General features: G+C 62.9%; 10 protein-coding genes. 7 read left to right on the top strand and 3 right to left on the bottom strand.

Annotated features, from left to right (window positions below):
- The first annotated feature begins 8 nt into the window (after window positions 1-8).
- From KHO27_RS05375 to KHO27_RS05360, 4 genes are all read left to right on the top strand, one after another.
- A complete protein-coding gene (locus KHO27_RS05375) occupies window positions 9-278 on the top strand; it encodes a DUF2934 domain-containing protein (RefSeq protein ID WP_110698616.1) in 270 nt (89 codons plus the stop codon).
- A 144-nt stretch (window positions 279-422) separates the two neighbouring features.
- Entirely contained in the window at window positions 423-2,576 is a 2,154-nt protein-coding gene (glgX, locus tag KHO27_RS05370) for a glycogen debranching protein GlgX (protein ID WP_214501318.1), read from the top strand.
- A 126-nt stretch (window positions 2,577-2,702) separates the two neighbouring features.
- A complete protein-coding gene (locus tag KHO27_RS05365; protein ID WP_110698620.1) occupies window positions 2,703-3,497 on the top strand; it encodes an endonuclease/exonuclease/phosphatase family protein in 795 nt (264 codons plus the stop codon).
- Between the two features lie 319 nt (window positions 3,498-3,816).
- A complete protein-coding gene (locus KHO27_RS05360) occupies window positions 3,817-4,893 on the top strand; it encodes an autotransporter domain-containing protein (protein WP_110698622.1) in 1,077 nt (358 codons plus the stop codon).
- 94 nt (window positions 4,894-4,987) lie between these two features.
- Here the strand turns inward: KHO27_RS05360 and glgB are convergent, their stop codons facing one another.
- From glgB to KHO27_RS05345, 3 genes are all read right to left on the bottom strand, one after another.
- The gene (gene glgB, locus KHO27_RS05355; protein WP_111532988.1) at window positions 4,988-7,198 is read right to left on the bottom strand and encodes a 1,4-alpha-glucan branching protein GlgB; all 2,211 of its coding nucleotides are present in this window, start codon (window positions 7,196-7,198) and stop codon (window positions 4,988-4,990) included.
- Window positions 7,199-7,364: 166 nt separating this feature from the next.
- Entirely contained in the window at window positions 7,365-10,682 is a 3,318-nt protein-coding gene (gene treS / locus KHO27_RS05350) for a maltose alpha-D-glucosyltransferase (RefSeq protein ID WP_214501317.1), read from the bottom strand.
- Window positions 10,683-10,730: 48 nt separating this feature from the next.
- Entirely contained in the window at window positions 10,731-12,749 is a 2,019-nt protein-coding gene (locus tag KHO27_RS05345; protein ID WP_214501316.1) for an alpha-1,4-glucan--maltose-1-phosphate maltosyltransferase, read from the bottom strand.
- Window positions 12,750-12,889: 140 nt separating this feature from the next.
- Between KHO27_RS05345 and KHO27_RS05340 the strand changes: the two genes are divergently transcribed.
- The 3 genes from KHO27_RS05340 (at window position 12,890) to KHO27_RS05330 (ending at window position 22,501) form a co-directional block, all read left to right on the top strand.
- The gene (locus tag KHO27_RS05340) at window positions 12,890-13,051 is read left to right on the top strand and encodes a hypothetical protein (protein ID WP_214501315.1); all 162 of its coding nucleotides are present in this window, start codon (window positions 12,890-12,892) and stop codon (window positions 13,049-13,051) included.
- Window positions 13,052-13,752: 701 nt separating this feature from the next.
- Complete coding sequence (locus KHO27_RS05335) at window positions 13,753-22,107, top strand: Tc toxin subunit A-related protein (RefSeq protein ID WP_214501314.1); 8,355 nt, start codon at window positions 13,753-13,755, stop codon at window positions 22,105-22,107.
- Between the two features lie 181 nt (window positions 22,108-22,288).
- The gene (locus tag KHO27_RS05330; RefSeq protein WP_214501313.1) at window positions 22,289-22,501 is read left to right on the top strand and encodes an acyl carrier protein; all 213 of its coding nucleotides are present in this window, start codon (window positions 22,289-22,291) and stop codon (window positions 22,499-22,501) included.
- The last annotated feature ends 31 nt before the right edge of the window (window positions 22,502-22,532 follow it).

The raw sequence follows: 22,532 nt of genomic DNA, 5'->3' as shown, positions 1-22,532 counted from the left end.
GGAGCGTCGTGATGAGTGTCGATGAAAAGCGTATTCGCGAGTTCGCGTATCAGATCTGGGAGTCGGAGGGTAAGCCTGAGGGGCGCGAGGCGGAACATTGGGACAAGGCGCGCAAGCTGGCCGAGGCCGAAGCGCTGGCCCCCAAGGCGCCACCACGCAAGAAGACAGCGGCCAAGCCCAAGCCACCGGCAGACCCCAAGGTGGCGGCGTTGCCGGGCGTGAAGCCGGCTGCGGCGGCTAAAAAACCGCGAGCGGCGAAGAAACCTGCCGCTGGTTGAGCCTTTTGCAAGCCTGTACCGGCCTCATCGCCGGGCAAGTCGCATCGGCGCACCGCCGCTCCCACGCCTCAGTCACTGAGTGCACGTGCGTGTGAGCGGGCTTGCCCCGCGATGGCCACCTCCCCCCGGACCATGAGGACCGCCATGAGCCCCCGCACCCCGAAGAAAACCCGCTCCGTCGCCCCGTCGCGCATCCGCGAAGGCCTGCCCTTCCCCCTCGGCGCCACCTGGGACGGCCTTGGGGTCAACTTCGCCCTGTTCTCGGCCAACGCCACCAAGGTCGAGCTGTGCCTGTTCGACGCCACGGGCGAAACCGAAATCGAGCGCATCGAGCTGCCCGAGTACACCGACGAGATCTACCACGGCTACCTGCCCGACGCCCACCCGGGCCTGGTCTACGGCTACCGGGTGCACGGCCCCTACGAACCGGAGAACGGCCACCGCTTCAACCCCAACAAGCTGCTGATCGACCCCTATGCCAAGCAATTGGTGGGCACGCTGAAATGGTCCGAGGCGCTGTTCGGCTACACCATCGGCCACCCCGACGGCGACCTGTCGTTCGACGAGCGTGACAGCGCGGCGTTCGTGCCCAAGTGCAAGGTCATCGACCCGGCCTTCACCTGGGGCCGCGACCAGCGCGTGTCGATCCCGTGGGAGCGCACCATCCTCTACGAGGCCCACACCCGCGGCATCAGCATGCGCCACCCGGCGGTGCCCGAGCACCTGCGCGGCACTTTCGCGGGCCTGGCCAACGACGAGCTGCTGGGCCACATCAAGGAGCTGGGCGTGTCGAGCATCGAGTTGCTGCCGATCCACGCCTTCGTCAACGACCAGCACCTGCTGGACAAGGGCCTGAACAACTACTGGGGCTACAACAGCATCGCCTTCTTCGCCCCCCACCCGCGCTACCTGGCCAGCGGCAAGATCGCCGAGTTCAAGGAGATGGTCGCCCACCTGCACGACGCAGGGCTCGAAGTGATCCTCGACGTGGTCTACAACCACACCGCCGAAGGCAACGAACGCGGCCCGACCCTGTCGATGCGCGGCATCGACAATGCCTCGTACTACCGCCTGATGCCCGACGACCGGCGCTTCTACATCAACGATTCCGGCACTGGCAATACCCTCGACATGAGCCATCCACGGGTGCTGCAACTGGTCACCGACTCGCTGCGCTACTGGGCCGGCGAGATGCATGTGGATGGCTTTCGCTTCGACCTGGCGACCATCCTTGGCCGCTATCACGACGGCTACAGCGAGCGCCACGGCTTCCTCGTCGCCTGTCGCCAGGACCCGATGCTCAGCCAGACCAAGCTGATCGCCGAACCCTGGGACTGCGGCCCCGGCGGCTACCAGGTGGGCAACTTCGCCCCGGGCTGGGCGGAGTGGAACGACCGCTTCCGCGACACCGTGCGCAGCTTCTGGAAAGGCGACGAAGGCATGCTCGCCGACTTCGCCGCGCGCATCACCGCCTCGGGCGATCTGTTCAACAACCGCGGCCGGCGCCCCTACGCCTCGGTCAACTTCGTCACCGCCCACGACGGTTTCACGTTGCGCGACCTGGTGTCGTACAACGACAAGCACAACGAGGACAACGACGAGAACAACCAGGACGGCACCGACAACAACCTGTCATGGAACTGCGGCGTCGAAGGCCCCACCGACGATCCGGCGATCAATGCGCTGCGCATGCGCCAGATGCGCAACTTCTTCGCCACCCTGCTGCTGGCCCAGGGCACGCCGATGATCGTCGCCGGCGACGAGTTCAGCCGCACCCAGCACGGCAACAACAACGCCTACTGCCAGGACAGCGAGATCGGCTGGGTGAACTGGGACCTGGACGAGGACGGCCAGGCGCTGATGGCCTTTGTCAAGCGCCTGACCCGGCTGCGCCTGGCCTATCCGATCCTGCGGCGCTCGCGCTTTTTGGTCGGCGACTACAACGAGGCGATCGGGGTCAAGGACGTCACCTGGCTGGCCCCGGACGCCAGCGAGATGACAGTCGAGCAGTGGGAAGATCCGCACGGGCGTTGCCTGGGCATGCTGATGGATGGCCGCGCCCAGGTCAGCGGCATCGCCCGGCCCGGCGCCGAGGCGACCATGCTGCTGATCGTCAACGCCTACCACGACGTGGTGCCGTTCACCCTGCCGGCGGTGCCGGAGGGCGACTACTGGAGCTGCCTGGTCGACACCGACCGGCCCGAGCTGCGCAAGGCGCAGCACCTGGCGTTCGATACGGTGTTCGAGGTCAAGGGGCGGTCGTTGCTGCTGATGGTGTTGCAGCGGGAGGAGGACTGAACCCAGGAGCGGACGTCCGGTCCTAATTTGTACCGTGGGAGCGGGCTTGCCCCGCGATAGGGCCTCTGCCGTCATCGCGGGGCAAGCCCGCTTCCACGACGTCACACGTTGCCCAGAGGAGCACCCGTGAACCTCGAAGCCGGCAGTCCAGGTTTCGCCAGCGTCAGCCAGGCCCCGGCCGTGCACCGGGTCAAGGTGCTGACGGTCAACACCCACAAGGGCTTCACCGCCTTCAACCGACGCTTCATCCTGCCGGAGCTGCGCGAGGCGGTGCGCAGCACCGGGGCCGATGTCGTGTTCCTCCAGGAGGTACTCGGCAGCCACGACCGCCACGCCGCGCGCTACCCCGGCTGGCCCCAGACTTCGCAGTACGAATTTCTCGCCGACAGCATGTGGAGCGACTTCGCCTACGGCCGCAACGCGGTCTACCCCGACGGCCACCACGGCAACGCGCTGCTGTCCAAATACCCGATCATCGAGCACCGCAACCTCGACGTGTCGATCACCGGCCCCGAGCGCCGCGGCCTGTTGCACTGCGTACTGGACGTCCCCGGCCAGCAGCAGGTGCATGCCATCTGCGTGCACCTGTCATTGCTCGAGCGGCACCGGCAGCAGCAGCTGCACCTGCTGCGTCAGTTGCTCGACGCCCTGCCCGCCGACGCCCCGGTGATCATCGCCGGCGACTTCAACGACTGGCGGCTGCGCGGCAACCGCACCCTGCGCCTGCACCGCGACCTGCACGAGGCCTTCGAGCGCCATCATGGCTTGCTCGCCCGCACCTACCCTGCCCGCCTGCCCCTGTTGCGCCTGGACCGCGTGTACCTGCGCAATGCCGACAGCCACGCGCCGAGAATCCTCGGCAACAAACCCTGGACCCACCTGTCCGATCACTTGCCGCTGGCGGTGGAGGTACGCTTGTAGCAACGATTCGGCATAGCGGCGTGGCGGCAAATCACCATTGTCGATATGCGTGAATCAATTTCCAATTTATTCAATAACTTGTGTAGCCAAACAGGCATTTCGCGATCATTTCACGCTTTCTTGACGCAAGCGCCGTCCTCTCCTTAGCTGAACAGTAATCACCAGATGGAAAATCTCGTGCCGGGCCTCTAGCTCGCGCCCTCGTGCGCGTTCCAAGAGGCTGGCGCGCTGGTTTGGGTCGCCCCTGTTCTTGCCGTACAGCTCGTGACATCAGGCCAGGTATCGGGCTGTTCACTTCACACACAACAGGAGATCCGCCATGAAAAGCACCTCGAATCCCTCGCGCTTCGACGCTTTTTTCTGTGCGGTTTCCACGTCGCTGCTCCTGGCAACCCCGGTGGAAACCTTCGCGTTCGAACTGCAGGAGGGCGAGCCCTTCGCCCCCTTCCTGGCGCAACCCGAGGTGCCGCGACTATCGCTCGATCCGGTCAGCGCCAGCGGCCTGAGCCAGGGCATGCTGAACGCCTTTTCCGAACGCATGGGCGAGCGCCACGGCCAACTCGACAACGAACACATCGCCAGCCAGTGGGCGCAGTTCTTCCCCGGCACGCCTCGCCAGGGCGCCCAGCCACCGGCACAGGTGGAGGCACCCAGCCAGCAGATGGTGATCGGCCCGGACCTGTTCGTGCGTGAAACCAACGCGGGCAATGTGCACCGCGCGGGCATCTTCGTCGGCCACAACAACCTGCAGAGCACCTTCAACGGCATGCGCCCGCTGCTTGGCGACAAGCAGCGCAACGCGGTCAATCTCAGCGGCGAAAGCCTCGGCGTGTACTGGAGCATGACCCACGAGCAGGGCTGGCACGTGGACGCCGTGGCCATGGGCACGCGCATCGACGTCAACGGCCGTTCCCAGGCGGGCCAGCGCCTTGACGACAGCGGCCACGCGATGACCTTCTCGGTGGAGGGCGGCTACCCCATCGGCCTGGGCGCCGGCTGGGTGATCGAGCCCCAGGCGCAGTTGATCAACCAGCAGTTCTTCCCCGGCAGCCAGGTGCAGGAAGAGACCCTGCAGGCCTTTGACAGCCAACCCAGCTGGAGCGGCCGGGTCGGCGCCAAGCTGTCGGCGCGCTACGAGGTGCGTGGCATGCCCATCGAACCCTATGTGCGCACCAACGTCTGGTACGACTTCAGCAACGCCGACCCGGTGAAGCTGGACCAGGTGGACAAGATCTCCAGCTCGCGCAGCGCCGCCACGGTGGAACTGGGATTGGGCCTGGTGGCCCGGGTGACGCCGAACGTGGCGCTGTTCGTCAGCGCCGACTACAGCTCCGATGTGGATGACAATGACCTCAATGGGCTGATCGGCAGCCTGGGGGTCAGGATGCGCTGGTAAGCAGGCTCGGCCTTATCGCCGGCAAGCCGGCTCCTACAGGTGCTATCCCTGTGGGAGCCGGCTTGCCGGCGATGAGGCCAGGACAGTCGACACATCAGGCCGGCTTCATCACCAGCACCCCCAGCGGCGGCAGGTTCAGCGCCAGCGACAATGGCTGGCCATGGCTGGCCACCTGATCGGCCACCACCGCCCCGAGATTGCCCACGTTCGACCCGGCATACAGCTCGGCGTCGCTGTTGAGCAGTTCCACCCAGTGCTCGCCGAACGGCACGCCGATGCGGTAGCCCTCCCGCGGCACCGGGGTGAAGTTGGCCACCACCAGCAGCGGCTCGCCCTGGCTGCTCCAGCGCAACCAGGCATACACGCTGTTGTGCGCATCGTCGCCGATCAGCCACTGGAAACCCTGCGGCTGGCAGTCCTGCTCGTGCAGCGCGGGCAGTTCGCGGTACAGGCGGTTGAGGTCGGCGACCAGCTTCTGCACGCCCTGGTGCTCGGAGTACTGCAGCAGGTACCAGTCCAGCTGCTGGTCGTGGTTCCACTCGCGCCACTGGCCGAACTCGCAGCCCATGAACAGCAGCTTCTTGCCCGGATGGGTCCACATGAACGCCAGGTAGGCGCGCAGGTTGGCGAACTTCTGCCAGCGATCGCCGGGCATCTTGTCAATAAGCGAATGCTTGCCGTGCACCACTTCGTCGTGGGAAATGGGCAGGATGAAATGCTCGGAATAGGCGTAGATCAGCCCGAAGCTCATCTCGTTATGGTGATAGGTGCGGTGGATCGGGTCGTTCTGGATGTAGTGCAGGGTGTCGTGCATCCAGCCCATGTTCCACTTGTAGGCAAAGCCCAGGCCGCCCTGCTGTACCGGCTGGCTGACGCCGGGCCAGGCGGTGGACTCCTCGGCGATGATCAGCGCGCCCGGCGCTTCATGTGCGGCGACGTTGTTGAGATGGCGGATGAAGTCGATGGCCTCGAGGTTCTCGCGCCCGCCGTGGCGGTTGGGCACCCATTCACCGGCCTTGCGCGAATAGTCGCGGTAGAGCATCGAGGCCACCGCGTCCACGCGCAGGCCATCGATGTGGAAGTGCTTGAGCCAGTGCAGCGCCGAGGCCAGCATGAATCCGCGCACCTCGTTGCGCCCGAGGTTGTAGATCAGCGTGTTCCAGTCCTGGTGAAAGCCTTCCAGCGGGTTTTCGTATTCGTACAGGGCAGTGCCGTCGAAACGCGCCAGGCCATGCTCGTCGGTGGGGAAGTGCGCCGGCACCCAGTCCAGCAGCACGCCGATGCCGCCCTGGTGGCAGGCATCGACGAAGAAGGCGAAGTCCTCGGCGCTGCCATAGCGTGAGGTCGGCGCGAACAGCGACAGCGGCTGGTAGCCCCACGAGCCGCCGAAGGGGTGCTCCATGATCGGCATCAGCTCGATATGGGTGAAACCCAGCTCCTGCACATATGGCACCAGGCGCTCGGCCAGTTCGCGCCAGTTGTAGTAACGGGCGACTTCGCCGGCATCGTCCAGCTCGCAACGCCAGGAGCCGACGTGCAGCTCGTAGATCGACAGCGGCGCGCTGTAGGCGTGGCGCTGGGCCCTGTGTTCCAGCCACTGGCCATCGCGCCATTCATGGGCCAGGGCGCCGGCCACCTTGGAGGCTGTGCTCGGCGGCAGTTCGGTGGCGCGGGCCAGGGGGTCGGCCTTGAGGGGCAGCACGCCATCATGGCCGAGCACTTCGAACTTGTAGGTCTCGCCCACGCCAAGGCGCGGCACGAACAGCTCCCACACCCCGGCGCCATGGCGCAGGCGCATGGGGTGGCGGCGGCCATCCCAGTTGTTGAATTCGCCCACCACCGACACCCGCCGGGCATTCGGCGCCCATACCGAAAAGCACACGCCGGCGACCCCATCCACCTCGGTCGGCTGGGCGCCGAAACGCCCGGGCAGGTCGCGGTGGTTGCCCTCGGCAAACAGGTACATGTCCATCTCGCCCAACTGCGGGCCGAAGCTGTAGGGGTCCTCGGTGACCTGCTCGCCACCGGCCCAGCCGATCTGCAGCAGGTAGGGGACCGCCTGGTTCAGGTGCGCGGTGTACAGACCGGGCACGCCGCCCTGGCGCATCTCGGCGAGTACCCTGCCGTCGTCGCGGGCCAGCACGCGCACGCTCAGGGCACTGGGCAGGAAGGCCCGGATGAACTGGCCGCCCGCACCATCGGGGTGCGGGCCGAGTACGGCGAACGGGTCGGCGTGCTCGGCGCGGGCCAGGGCATCGAGGTCCCTTTGCCGAAGGCCGCCGTTATCACGCGTGGTTGCATTCATCTCTCTGTCCCTTTCCAAGTGTTCAAGAAATGTTTCACCGCCTCATCGGCTTGTGGCTTGTGGGAGCGGCCTTGCCCCGCGATGGCGGCTATGGCCCTATCGCGGGGCAAGCCCGCTCCCACGAAGCCTGATTTCACGAAGGCCGTTACAACAACCTCGCAAACCTTCAGCCCTCCCCCCAGGTGCTGATCAGCCCATGCAAACCATGCAAAGGCACGGCCAGCCAACTTGGCCGGTTCTCGGCTTCATAGGTAATTTCGTAGGCGGCCTTCTCCAGGCAGAACAGCTCCAGCGCGGCGCGCTCGCCCTCGGCCTGCTGCCAGGCGTGGGGCATGGCGGCGGTGGCCAACCCATAGGCTTCGACGAAGGCATGGCGCGACTGGTGCAGGTACTGCCGGGCGACCCGCTGCCGGGCCTGACGCGCCGCCTCGGACAGGTCTACCGCCGAGGCGCTGCGCAGGATCATCGCAGCAGCATAGTCGAAGGATCGCAGCACGCCGCTGACATCCTTGTACGGGCTGTGCCTGGCCCTGCGTTCATCCAGCGGTCGCGCCGGCTCGCCCTCGAAATCGATCAGGTAGGCGTCGCCCTGCACCACCAGCACCTGGCCCAGGTGCAGGTCGCCGTGGACCCGCATCAGCAGCCCGCCCTGGGCCTGGTGTGCGAGATTGTCGACATGCTGCTGCAGGCCTTCGCGCTGTTGCTGCAGGTCGTCGACCAGGGCCTGGCTGTCGCTGTCCAGGGTGTCACGGTGCTGGGCGAGCAAGTCGAGGGCATGGCTCAGTTCGGCACTGATCTGGCGGCTCCAACGCTCGCTGTCGCGGGCGTCGCTCGGGCGTGAACGGAACGCTTCATCGTCACTCGGCGCGGCCAGCAACAGGTGCATCTCGCCCAGGCGCTGGCCAAGCAAGGCGGCAAAGCCGGTCAGCTCGGCCAGGGCATCGGTGTGCGCCTCCTGCTCGACGCTGGTGGGCTCCATCTGGTCGCGGATCGCCCGCTCCAGGGTGTTCTGCGTCCAGTCCCAGGCATCGCCCTGATTGCTCAGGTAGCCCTGGGCAATCATCAGCAAGTGCGGCTGCTCGCTGTCGTCCACGCGGCTGACCCAGGCCAGCAACGGGGAAATATTGGCAAAGCCGGCGGCGGTCAGGTAGGCGCTCATCTCCAACTCCGGGTGAATGCCCGGATTGACCCGGCGAATCAATTTGAGCACCAGGCTGCCGCCCACCACCACCGAGCTGTTGGACTGCTCGGCGCTCAGGTAGCGCACCTCGCTGTGCTCATCGAGCTGCAACGCAGCCAACTGTTCGGTGCTGTGGAAGCGCAACTCGCCCAGGCCATCGCCACAGGCCAACCGCAGGCCGTCCCGGCAGCCCTGGAGCACGGCGCGAATGAAGGGCTCGAGCACGAAAGCATCGGTGATCAACCCCACCTGACGGCCACGGCGCACCCGCGACAGCGCCAGCTGCTGGGGCAGCGCGGCATTGATCTGCTCCTCCGGCAACAATCCGAAGGGCAGCTGGTAGTGGGTGACCACGCCTTCGCTATGCACCTCCAGCTCGCCAAGCAGCACCGGCAACGCCGGGGTGGCCATGCGCACGCCATAGCGCAGGCGGACCTGGTCGATCGGACCTTCCTTGCCGGCGAACCAGCGGCGCTTGGGCAGGTACTGCGGCAGGATCGCCGCCTGCAACGTCTCGCGGGCCGGTGATTCGAGCAGTTCCTCCATGCGCTTGCGCAACACCAGGGTGGTCAGCTCGGGCAGGCCCTCGCTGGGCTGGATATGCCAGCTGGGCATGCGGTCGTGGCTGGCCAGCAGGAACCAGTAGAAGCCATAGGGCGGCAACGTCAGCAGGAACGGCAACTGGCCGATGGGCGGGAAGGCACTGCCGCCAAGCATCTCCACCGGCACCTTGTCGGCATACTGCGACAGCTCCAGCTCGGCGGCCTGGGCGGCCCGCGAGACGTTGGCCACGCACAGCACGATCTCGACGTTGCCCTCGGCATCGGTGTATTCGCGGATATAGGCCAGCACCCGCCGGTTGCTCGGCGTGAGCATCTTCAGGCTGCCGCGACCGAAGGCCTTCTGCTGCTTGCGCACCGCCAGCAGCCGGCGGTTCCAGTTGAGCAGCGAATGCGGGTCGTGGGCCTGGGCCTCGACGTTGATCGTCTGGTAGCCGTACAGCGGATCCATGATCGGCGGCAGCACCAGACGCTGCGGGTCGGCCCGCGAGAAGCCGCCGTTGCGATCCGGCGACCATTGCATGGGGGTGCGCACGCCATCGCGGTCGCCCAGGTAGATGTTGTCGCCCATGCCCAGTTCGTCACCGTAGTACAGCGTCGGCGTGCCGGGCATCGACAGCAGCAGGCTGGTGAGCAGCTCGATACGCCGCCGGTCGCGCTGCAGCAGCGGCGCCAGGCGCCGGCGAATCCCCAGGTTGATGCGGGCGCGGCGGTCCTCGGCGTAGTAGTTCCACAGATAGTCGCGCTCGCGGTCGGTGACCATCTCCAGGGTCAGCTCATCGTGGTTGCGCAGGAAGATCGCCCACTGGCAGTTGGCCGGGATCTCCGGGGTCTGGCGCAGGATGTCGGTGATCGGGAAGCGGTCCTCCATGGCCAGGGCCATGTACATGCGCGGCATCAGCGGGAAGTGGAAGGCCATGTGGCATTCGTCGCCATCGCCCTCGCCGAAGTACGGGCGGGTGTCCTCGGGCCACTGGTTGGCCTCGGCCAGGAGCATGCGGTCGGGGTAGTTGGCATCGATTTCGGCGCGGATCGCCTTGAGCACCACATGGGTCTCGGGGAGGTTCTCGTTGTTGGTGCCGTCGCGCTCGATCAGGTAGGGGATGGCGTCCAGGCGCAGGCCGTCGACGCCGATGTCGAGCCAGAAGCGCATCACCCCGATGACGGCCTTGAGCACCTGCGGGTTGTCGAAGTTGAGGTCCGGCTGGTGCGAGTAGAAGCGGTGCCAGAAGTACTGGCCGGCCACCGGGTCCCAGGTCCAGTTGGACTTCTCGGTGTCGAGGAAGATGATGCGCGTGCCGTCGTACTTCTGGTCATCGTCCGACCACACGTAGAAGTCCCGGGCCTTGCTGCCGCGCTTGGCATGCCGGGCGCGCTGGAACCAGGGGTGCTGGTCGGAGGTGTGGTTGATGACCAGCTCGGTGATCACCCGCAGGCCGCGCTTGTGCGCCTCGGCGATGAAGCGCCTGGCGTCGGCCATGCTGCCGTAGTCCGGGTGCACGGCCTTGTACTCGGCGATGTCGTAGCCGTCATCGCGCCGTGGCGAGGGGTAGAACGGCAGCAGCCAGAGGGTGTTGACGCCCAGTTCGGCGATGTAGTCGAGCTTGCCGATCAGGCCTGCGAAATCGCCGATGCCGTCGTTGTTCGCGTCGAAGAACGATTTCACGTGCAGTTGGTAGATCACCGCGTCCTTGTACCACAGCGGATCGTCGATGAAGGCTGCCGGGCGGGAACGCTTGGCCATTGGGGACTCCTTTGTGTCCGAGGGTTCAGCTTGAAGCCCATCGCGGGGCTAGCGCGACTTCTCGATGCGCCAGATACCGAACGGCTGGTGCCACGGCTCGATGCGCATCCACTGGGTCTTGCCATGCCAGGTCCAGCGCTGGCCGTTCATCAGGTCCTCGCCTTGCGTATCGGCGCTGTCGTCCAACCCCAGCTCCCACAGTGGCAACTCGAAGCTGGCCTCCTGGGCGTTGTGCGGGTCGAGGCTGATGGCCACGAGGATGAAGTTGTCGCGCTCGGGGGTGCGCTTGGCGAAGTAGAGAATGTTGTCGTTCCAGCAGTTGAGGAACACCACCCCCAGGTGGGTCTGCAGGGCGCGGTTGTGCCGGCGGATGCGGTTGAGCTGGGCGATCTCGGCGACGATGTTGCCAGGCTGGGTGAAGTCCCGGGGGCGGATCTCGTATTTCTCCGAGTCCAGGTACTCCTCCTTGCCCGGCAGCGGCGTGCCCTCGCACAGTTCGAAGCCCGAGTACATGCCCCACAATCCCGAACCCATGGTCGCCAGCGCCGCACGGATCAGAAAGCCCGCCCTTCCGGAGGTCTGCAGGAAGAAGGGGTTGATGTCCGGGGTGTTGACGAAGAAGTTGGGTCGGTAGCACTGACTCCACGGCGGCTGGTTGAGCTCCTCGAAGTAGTCGCGCAGCTCCTGCTTGGTATTGCGCCAGGTGAAGTACGTGTAGCTCTGCGCGTAGCCGACCTTGCCCAGGCGCGCCATCATCGCCGGGCGGGTGAACGCTTCGGCGAGGAAGATCACCTCGGGGTGCTGGCTGCGCACATTGCCGATCAGCCATTGCCAGAACGGCAGCGGCTTGGTGTGCGGGTTATCGACGCGGAAGGTCTTCACCCCCTCCTCGACCCAGCCGACCACCACGTCGCGCAGCGCCAGCCACAGGCTCGGCACCGCCTCGGGGGCGTAGAAGTCGACGTTGACGATGTCCTGGTATTTCTTCGGCGGGTTTTCCGCGTAGCGGATACTGCCGTCGGGGCGCCAGCTGAACCAGCCGGGGTGCTCCTGCAGCCAGGGGTGGTCCTGGGAGCACTGGATGGCGAAGTCCAGGGCGATCTCCAGGCCCTGCTCGGCGGCGGCGGCGACCAGTCGGCGGAAGTCCTCGCGGCTGCCCAGCTGCGGGTGGATGGCGTCGTGCCCGCCTTCGGGGCTACCGATGGCATAAGGGCTGCCGGGGTCGCCGGGCTCGGCCTGCAAGGCGTTGTTGCGGCCTTTGCGGTGCTTCATGCCGATGGGGTGGATCGGCGGGAAGTACAGCACGTCGAAGCCCATGTCGCGGATCATCGGCAGGCGCTGGTGCACGTCATCGAAGGTGCCGTGGCGTTCGGGGTCGTCGGTGACCGAGCGCGGGAACAGCTCATACCAGCTGGCAAACTGGGCCGCCTCGCGGTCCACGTCCAGCGGGAATTCGCGGCTGCGGGTGAGATAGCTGCGGTGCTCGGCCTCCCCCATCAAACGGGCGGCCTCAGGGTGCAGCAACGTCTTCACCTGTTCTTCCACCGGCAATCCCGGCAAGCGCTGCTGCAGCTGCGCCAGTTGCTCGCGCAGCAGTCCGTCGCTGCGTTCGATGCCCTTGCCCAGCAGCAAGCGGCCCTCCTCCAGCTCCAGCTTCACCTCCACGCCGGCGGCGTACTTCTTCTCCAGGTCGTGGCAATAGGTGGCCCAGGGGTCGATCCAGGCCTCGATGCTGAACAGATGGAGGCCCAGCTCGGCAGGTGTGAAATCGGCCAGCCATAGGTCGTTGCCCGGCGAATGCATGGCCACGCAGTGCCAGCGCCGGCTGTGGGCCTGACGCCAGTTGAGCATCACGGCCAGGCGGTCGTGGCCGTCGCTGTACACCTTGGTGCTGACCGCCACAGGCTGGCCGCTGATGGCCTTGGCGGCAAAGGTGCCGGCGTCGAGCACCGGTTGGGTGTCTTCGATCACGACACGCGGCGCCAACAGCGCCTGGGACAGGCTGATGGCCTGTTCGGGGTGATCGTTCGCCATGGGCACGCTTTCAAAGGGCTCGTTACGTGACATCGACCTTGCTCCCTCAGGCTGGTGGCGGTAAGGGTTCAGAGCCGGGCACAGGCGCGGGGTTCAAAAAAATTGAGCGAACGGCAGCGGCCAGCGGTCAGAGCCTGCAGCACCTCTTCATTCCACCCACGCGAGGTCAGTCCATGAACATTCCCATTCCACCGGAAACCCCCGATCCCAACATCGACGCCCCCAGCTTGCCACCGCCCGTGCCGGAAGAAGAGCCGGACGAGCTGCCGATCAAGCCTACCATGCCGCCGACGGTGGGTGACCCGCCGAGCCAGGAGCCACCGGTGAAGGCTTAAGGGTAGACCACAGACCTGATATTTTTGCCAGTAGCGCTGACGACGGGTTGCGGTGAAGATTCGAGGCTCCTGATGGCAACCTAGGAGCATCCTTCATCGTGGCATTCGCAACCTGCCGACAGCGCGAGGCGTATGAGCGACAAGTGGTCTACATGCTTCAGGATGCAGGGGTGGTCGATGCAGGGCCAGGTACCTTGCTGGCACACCTGGACAGCGACCAATGCGAAGTTGCGTTGAGCGCGTTACAGCGTTCGTTTGCGGCGTGATTAGCGTCGCCGAGGTTGCTGGCGAACTCTACAAGGCGCTGAATGAGCGTTGACCATTCCGGCCCTTTCGCGGGCTTGCCCGCTGCCACAAGTACCCCACTCAGCTGACGTAGTGCAGTACCTATGCGAGCGGGCAAGCCCTGCGTGCATATCAACCCGCAGTTATAGCCGAGATCTCCGCAACCCTGATCTCCCGCATCCGGAACTTCTGCACCTTTCCTGTCAGCGTCATCGGATATTCGTCAACACCGACCTGCGGACTGTCTCAGTAGCCGCGCATCGCCTCGACAACCTGGCTCCCACGCCACCGTGATATAGCCGACCTGATATTTTTGCCAGGTGCGCCCATGCCCCCCCAGGCATACCGTGAGCATGTCTCCCATGGTTCCGTCACGACTTGCCCACCTAAGGCCACACTCTCGCAAGGACAACGCGATGAACGACATCTTTTCTCCGACTGCCAGCAACGTTACCGTCGCCCGCAAGGACGCAGCCTCCTACATGAGCCTGTTCCCGGATGCCAGCACCCGCTGCGCACCCGGCGCGCCACAGGCCAACACCAGCCACATGGGGTATCTGGTCTACCTCAAGGAGCTGATCGAGGCGCTGGAAACACGTGCCGATGTATCGGCCCCAGCCACCCTGCAGCAAAGGCGCCCCGACCTGCTGCAGCTCAAGCTCGACGAGAAGAGCGCGAAAAAGACACTGCCCGCCTTGCGCCTGGTGCTGGGCCTGCTGGAAAGCCACGCCTGCGAATCGCTGGCAGCCGAGCAGACGCTGCAACAAGCCGTGGCCAGTTTGGTACACCAGGGCAGCGTACCGTTCCACCATGCCTGGGAGTCGATCAAAGCCACCCTGGCGATCAAGCAACTACCGCTCTGGGATGCGCTACGCAGCAGCGACATCGACCACCCCTCATTCATCTTCGACAACCTCAGCCGACCCTCGCAGCGTGCAGCCACCACCTTGAGCAGCGGCTTCTCCCCCGAGCTGCAGGCACTGCTGCTTGACGCCAACGCCGCCCACTCCCCGTTGAAAGGCCTCGCCACCACACAAGAAGTAAGCAAAGCCCTGGGGCTGACGCGCAAGGCGCTGCGTCAACTACTGGCGGTGAGCGCCATCGGCAACGGCCGCAGCTCGGTAACCCTGAGCCAGCATATCTCGGAGGCGGACTATTATGCAGGCTCGAGCGAGCATTACGGCGCTGCGTATATCAACAACGGCAATGCGCCCCTTTACCTCACTCAGCCGGACCTGGCAGACAGCACTGTAGAGATCACCGGCGTCACCGATGATCACCTCGTTCGCCTTCAGCATATCGTGCACATACAGCGAGCACTGGGACTCAAGCCCGCCGAGGCCGACTCAGTGGTCATGGCTGCGATCTGGGCCGAGGACCTGGGCGAAGGCCATACCATCACCGCCCACACCTTGCGCGCACTCGGCCTGTTCCGTCATTTGCAACAGAAATACGCTGTGAGCGCCCATCAGTACGCAGCGTTCATCTGTGAGATCCGGCCCTACGGCGCCAACGGCGACAAACCCTTCTACGACCAGCTGTTCGCCCCTGAAAACACCGACGAGGATGCTCCGGCGGCGGCTGTTCTCAAGCTCGACAGCAGTGAGTTCGACCCTAAGGCCACCGGTGGTGCCGACGCGCTCACCGTCAAGCAGCTGTGCCTGGCCCTCAAGGTGGACGAAACGGTGCTGCGCGCGGTACTGGAGTGGGTGGTCGAAGCGCAGGGCCTGACGCTACCCACGCGTACCATCGAAGTGGTGTCGGCCTGCTACCGCTTGACTGCCCTTCCCCGCTTGTTCGGCATGAGCCCCAACGCCGGGATGGACGCCCTTAGGCTACTCGCGCAGGAAGACTCGGCCTACAAAAACCAGTTGGCCGGTACGCCCTGCCTTGGCACCGACACGACAGAGGCGGATATCGTCGATGTGATCATCGGCATGATGGGCGCCATGCAATGGCTGCAGCAGCAAACTTGGGGCGTCGGCGAACTCCTTCTGACGCTGCAGGCCAAGGACACCAAAGTCAAGCCAGGTTGGCACAGCATCTGCCAGGCTTCCCGCCTGGACCCGGCAGGCGACGAAAGCTCGCTGCATAGGGCGCTGAACCAGGCACTGCATCTCGAAGACGTGGCGCTGGTGCAGCCACTGTTGTGCTGGGCAGGCCTCGACACAAAGGCGTTTCGCGACAACGTATGCGCCATCCAGCGCAAGCACGCTGAGGGACAGCTGCCCCCAGACAGGTGTTTCACTGAAACAGATATTGAAGATTGGTCCCTGCTTGAACAATACAGCACGTTCGTGAAACTGCTCGAGCTCAGCGCCGGGACGCTGAAACAGCTGCTCGAAAAACCCGAGTGGTTCGACCTGCTTGATGAAACCGGTACGGTGCTGCGCCACCTTGACATCGCGACTGCCTATCTACTCACCCGCTACACGGCGCTGCTTAGCAGGCTGCCGAAAGACACCGGCGAACGCGATGTGACCCACTACCTGGCCGAGGTGGATATCCACGTGCACGGCTCAATGACCGGAAGCCGGATTGCCACTGCCTGGGCCGCACTGGAAAGCGTACTCGGTGAACCGCAAGGCAGCCTGGCACGCCTGACCTCGCTGACGCCTCCCACCACGCTGGGGGAAATCGACCGGTTACTGCGGCTGCTGGACCTGTCGCAGCAACAGCGGCTGTCGGTAGATGCCTTGGTCGAGCTTGGCGCACTGCCCTCTGCCAGCACCTACACGCCGTTCCAGCAAGCCGCCACGGCGTTGCGGCAAAGTTGCACCGCCAAGCAGCGCAAGCTATTGGACGAGCACCTGAGCGTGGCCTGGCGTGACGCGCTGGTGAACTGGGTGCTCGCCAGCTGGGTACCGACAGCCAGCCAGCGCAGCTGGATCAACACGCCACAAGCGCTGGCGGACTATTTGCTGATCGACCTGCAAGTCTCCCATGAGCCACGCACCACCCGGGTCGCCTCGGCCATCGCCAGCCTGCAGCGTTACCTGCACCAGGTGCATTCGCGCCAGGAGATGGGCTACCGCAGCACCCTGTTCACCGAAGCCGAACGTGACGAATGGGAAAACTATGCCAGCAGTTACGAGCATTGGAAACTGCGTCAGCAGGTGCGCAACGAGCCGCAGAATTTTATCGACCCGACCCGCCGTGCACGCAAGACCACGGCATTCAAAGAGCTGGAAAACCTGCTCGCACAAGGCAAGTGCCAGCCGCAGGACATCCAGACGGCCATGGTGGGTTACCTGAGCACGTTCGAGAAACTCAGCAATATCCAGCCGATTTCGGCCTATGCCGATGGCACCTCACCGCTGGAGGATACCTATCACTTCATCGGCAAGACCAACGTAGAACCCGTCGAGTACTACTGGCGCACCCTGGACTTGCACCAGCGTGACCAGCTCGGCGCGCCAAGCATGTTGGCGTGGGGGGAGTGGGAGAAAATTGCGCTGCCGATCAGTGGCACCTTGGCGACGACCCCCTTGGCAAAGACATCGCCATTGCAGTATGAGGAGAGGACAGGGGGATCCGCCGCCGAACAGGCAGCCGAGGCGCAGAAAAAGTCCGCTGCCGAAACGGCGAAACAAGCGGAAGACTCACTGCTTGAGCAAGACGTGCGTACGCATATCGAGTTGGTCCGCCCTGTCATCATCGCCGGCCGTCGCTATGTCGTCTGGGTGGAGTGGGAAACCACGTCGATTGCCATGGGGTCGGACAACAAACCCAGCCAGTATTACCCGTTGCGGGTGTGCTTCACCTTTCAGCAAACCGATGGGGCCTGGAGCCCGCCGAATGAGTTGCTGCGCCTGGACGGCCGTGATGCCAACGGGCAATTCGACCCTACCGCAGTGCCGGGGGATATCAAACAGGGTACTGCGAAAAACAATTCTTCGCTCAAGACCAAGGCCTTTCAGCCCGGGCTGATGGTGATGGTGAACCAAACCGGCGACCGCCAGAGTGACCCTTGGTTGACGGTATTACTGTTCGACGCGCATGCAGATAACTTCCCCCAAGGCAAGGCCAAGTTGGAATGGCGACCAGGGCCCGATTACTCAATCGTCATGCGAGACCTGTTGTTGATCGAAGCCAAAGAACTGGATGTCATAGACAAAGTGGCAAGACCTTTGGAACAGAAACTGATAAAGAACTGGCTTAAATTTTTTAGCGACCCACGTGTCGTTCAGCATCCTTACATAGGTGCTGTGATCGCATTGCAGAATGACGACAACAAGACTTCGCCATTCTCGTGGAGCGCAGCGGCGAGCGACACGACATTAGGCAAATTCTATGAGCTGTCCCCCAAAGGGCTTCCTAGACTATCGCCCTCCCTGTCGGGCGACCAAGAACACTTAAACTTAAGGGTTGATTTTGATGGCGTTTGGGCAACCCAAAGCGCTGACTGGAATATTGAACCATTCGAGATTACACACGCCTACTTCCCGCGGCCTTTACGGGTAACGATTACAGCAAGTGCGGTTTCTGAAGAAGACGCCAAAGAGTTCGCAGACAATGAGCTAGCCAACCACTTCGGTGTTACTTCTAAGGAACGCCTCAAAGAAGTAGAATCTCACTTCCTAGAAAATTATCTGACAGTAGAGATGACGCTAGACAACCCTAGCGGCAAACTAACTAAAGTGTTTATGATAAACGCTGCAATCGGCGACTCTAGCGTTATCGGGCATTTCTCAAACCTCACCGGCAAAAAACTCACGAGCAAAGAACCAGTTCCAAAACAAGCTGCACCATCAAATATAACGTTCTCACTAACAGGAAGCGTGGACCATGGCTTACCTGATGTGGACTTAATCGTAAGTCTCAACACCCACACTCACCAGCATGCCCTGCTAAAGTCAAAGGTGACCATTACCCTCCCACCCTCGGATAATTCAACCTGGACCTTACCTGTCGCCGACCAGACGCTGCTCAATGAATTAAGACTGGGTGGATTGAAAAGCTACGCAAGCAACAACCCTACGCAATTCAGCCGCTTCAAGCAGTCGTTATTGAAAGTACGCTACCTCTCAAGACAGGTCTATTGCCAGACAGTCGGCTTACCTGAGGACACCAAGCCGGGGGGCCGAATTGCAATCAGCGAAGCTGTAGCTCAGGCTATCAACCTCAACCGGGCAGAAATAATTAGCGATTTTATAAGTGAAGAAGTTACCGAATTAAACAAGGAAAACTTTTCCTTACCCACCGATGTCTCCCTGGAAACAGCGGTACGCTTACGTCATCTTCACCCTGCCGCCTGCCGTAGAATCTTGCTCTACCTTGACCCTAATCACGAGATGGTTTTCGAAGACACCCTGGTCGCCGATGGCAAGGGCCACAGTGAAGTGCTGTGCCCTTTCAACAGGGATGTCACTCACTACAGCGTCAGCTTGACGTTGGCCGATGAAAAAGCGCCCACTGAAGCGCTGGGCTCTGCGACTGAGGTCTTTGACTTGGAAGACAGGGCAGACGACGCGGTACCGAGCGTGCAAATCCGGCGTAATGGTGAGCAGGCCCTGTACATGGACTTTGCCGAAGCCAACCAGAAAGCCCCCTCTGCGCAACAACTCCCCGTCCAGAGCGTGCGCCTCAATACCCTGTTTGGCAAACAACTGGTGGCATTGGCAACCCAGTCGGTTGAACGCGCGCTTTCCTGGGAGGCTCAGTGCTTGCCCGAGCCCGCAATCACCTCAGCGGATGATCGCAGTACCGTCGACTTCAGCAGCGCCAATGGCCTGTATTTCTGGGAGCTGTTCTTCCACGTGCCGTTCCTGGTGGCCTGGCAATTACGCCAGAACCGCGAGTACCGCGAGGCCTGGCGCTGGTGCACCCGGCACTTGTTCGACCCCTATCGCACCTGGGCACCGACTGGCGATCATGCCCCGCCCTACTGGCTGAGCCAACCGATCAGCGGCCTGGCGGCCTTCGCTGCCGGTCAGGCGGAGAACGACCCCGACCTGCTGGCCTACGCCGCCCCCGAGCGCTATCGCAAGGCTTTGCACTTGTTCGTGGCCGACAGCTGGCAACGCCAGGGTGACGACCTGTACCGCCAACTGACCCGCGACACGTTGGTCGAAGCCGCCATTTGCTATGACAAGGCGCTGCGCCTGATCGGCGTGCTGCCCGAGCAGTTCTCCAACGCGCCCAGCCACGCACGGGCACTGGCCGCAGCCCGCTCGGCCGACTTCGTGCCACCGCTCAACAACAAGCTGATCGAATTGCGCGACCTGCTGCGCAACCGGCTGTTCAACCTTCGCCACGGCCTGACCCTGGATGGCAAGCCTGCGACGCTGCTGCTTGAGCCAGGTGCCTACAACCAGTTGGCCCTGGGCTATGGTGGCCCGGCTATGGAGGTGGGTGGCCGCATCAAGGTTGCCCGCCCGGTACCTCCGTGCCGGTACGATGAAGTGCGCAAAAGCGCCGATGCGGCGGTGCTGCAATTGATCGAGTTGGGGCAGACCCAGCTGCGCTTCTATGAAAGCGAAGGCGCGCAGAAACTGGCATTGCTGAGCAAAACCAACGTCATCAACCTGCTCGAATTCCCCCGCCGCCTGCAGGAGCAGGCCCTGGAGTCGGCAAAGCGGGGGCGCGATACCTTGCTGGCCAGCAAACGCATGGTGGAGCAACGCCTGGGCTACTACCAAGGCCTCGTGGACGTCGGTATCACCCCTTTGGAGGAAGCCGCTATCGGTATGGGCTATTGGGCACAGTCACAGTATGCGATGTCCATACCCTTCCAGGCCGCCGCCGGGTTCATCGATGCAGTTCCCACCATCTTCGGTCTGGCGTTCGGTGGTGCCAAGCCTGCCACTTCCATGAAATGCATGGCATTTGGGACTGAAACGTTAGGCAAGATATTTGAGACCACCAGTAACGAATTGCACCGACAAGCAGGCTATCAACTGCGCGGCCAGGAGTGGCAATTCGAGGCCGATCAAGCCCGGCTGGAACTACGGGTCATCGACCAGCAGTTGCTTGAACAGGACATTCACATTCGTGCCGCGCACATTGCCGTTGAAGAGGCCCGCGCGCAGATCGCGGCGCACCGTGAAGAGTTCCAGGTAATGACCACAGTTTTCGCCAGCCACCCGACCTACCTGTGGCTGATCGGGCGCCTGACGGACATCTATAGCACCGCCTACGACGCCACCCTGTCGCTGTGCCTGATGGCCCAAGCCTGCCTGCAATACGAGCTGGGCGATTTCCGCAACACCTGGATCCGCACCGACGGCTGGCTCGACAACTGGCGTGGCATGCTCGCCGGGGAGTCACTGGAGCGCGACCTGATACAAATGGATGTCGCGGCAATCACCAACAACGAACGCCCGCTGGATATCCGCCTGAACCTGTCGCTGTGCACGTGCATGGGCTGGACCGCCGAACAGTTGCAAGGGCACGTGAAGAACGGCGAAGTGCTCTTCGACCTGAAGGCCCGGCACTTCGACGCGCAGTATCCAGGCCACTATCTGAGGAGGATCGAGCGAATAGTGCTGACTTTCAAGGAGAAGGATAAAACGTTGTCCGGGCCTGTCGCTGCCCTGTTGACCCAGACAAAGAACATTGTCCTGCTCAGCAATGACAACGCAGGCGCCCAGCGCCTCTATTCGGCCAGTGAAGGCAACGAGGACAACCTGTTGCGCGACCTGCGACCGAACCAGCAAGCGGCTATCTGGTCGGCCAAGGAGGTCACCCGCAACTTCGACCTGCAACCATCACCCAAGGACGAAACCCGCTATCAACCCTTCGAGGGCACGGGCGCGATCTCGAGTTGGGTGCTGTCGTTCCCGAATGAAGACTTGGCCCACTCGGTGTTGTACAAGGATGGAAAGTGCGTGGTAACAGACATTGAGATCCAGATCAGCTACAGCGCGGTAGATGGCGGTCCGGCGTTCACCAGTCAGGTCAAGACGTTGCTGGCATCAGTCAAAGCGAGCGAAGCTACAGCAGCCGAAGAGGCCGAGGCGACCAGAGTGGCAGAGGCAAAACGCAAAGCCGATCTGGCCGCCGCCGCCGAGAAAAAGCGTAACGACGAGCTGGCCGCCGCCGCCGAGAAAAAGCGTAAAGACGATCTAGCCGCCGCCGCCGAGAAAAAGCGCAAAGACGATCTGGCCGCCGCCGCCGAGCGCAAGCGTAAAGCCGATGCAGAAAAAAAAGCTGCCGAGAAAAAGCGTAAAGACGAAGAAGATAAGGCGGCTGCCGAGAAAAAGCGTAAAGCCGAAAAAGACAGAAAAGCTGCCGAGGCCAAGCGCATAACCTCCGCAACCGCCGCCGTCACTGCAGCCAGGCAAGCCGAGCTGGATGCAAAAAAATCACTGAAAGCTGCGCAGGACGACGCCAAGGTGTCTGCTCTTTCGGCCCCCGAAGCTGCCGATGAAACCCAAAAGGTCAACAACGCAGTCGACCAGGCGCGTAGCGCTGTCAACCAAGCAACAACGGCCTTGAAAGCTGCCGAAACTGCATTGGAGGCCAAAAAATATGCGGATGCTGTTACCCAGGGCGGAAAGGCGAAGAAGGCCGCCGAACAGGCAGCTGAAGCTGCAACGAACGCTGCCTCAGCACGCAAGGCTGCCGAGGCCATACAACAGCGCGCGAAGATGCTGAAAGACGCCAAAGCATGGGTTGGCGAAGTGGTCACGTTGCAGTCGGGGAGCCTCAGCGGACGGGTCAAGTTGAACAGCATAGATAAAGATCATATCAGTGTAACTACGCGAACGAAGCCATATTCAACCTACAAGATAAACGTCGCAGACATAAAGGATATTGCCAAAGGATAGCCCTGGCGCTTCACCCAAACCCACCCTGCAGGGTCGAGACGCACTTGGCCCTGCAATTTACACCCTTAGTCCTTCGACAGTACTGGATCTGTATCACATCCGGTCCGAGCCTGACTCACCAGCTGAGGTGCTTCAACTATTGCAGTTATGCGACCCCCCTAACCAAACCTCGGAGTCAATCATGGTTATATCAGATGAACTCAAAGCGCTACTCGCTGACAAGTACGACCAGAAAGTCGAGGACCTCACCGACACCACACCCCTTAACGAGGTCGTCAATAACAACAAGCTGGCAGGATATTTGAAAGAAAAATTTAACATTGAGTTGTCCGCTGATGAGTTGGAAGATGTCGACACTATCGCTTCCTTGGCGGACTTGTTGAGGAAAGCCTGATCCATGCGCCTTCTCCTGTAAAGATGCTTTT

It is taken from the genome of Pseudomonas sp. RC3H12 (assembly GCF_018596375.1).
GTDB lineage: Bacteria > Pseudomonadota > Gammaproteobacteria > Pseudomonadales > Pseudomonadaceae > Aquipseudomonas.
The sequence above is the reverse complement of the archived record's forward strand: the minus strand, read 5'-3'. Positions and strand labels throughout refer to the sequence as shown.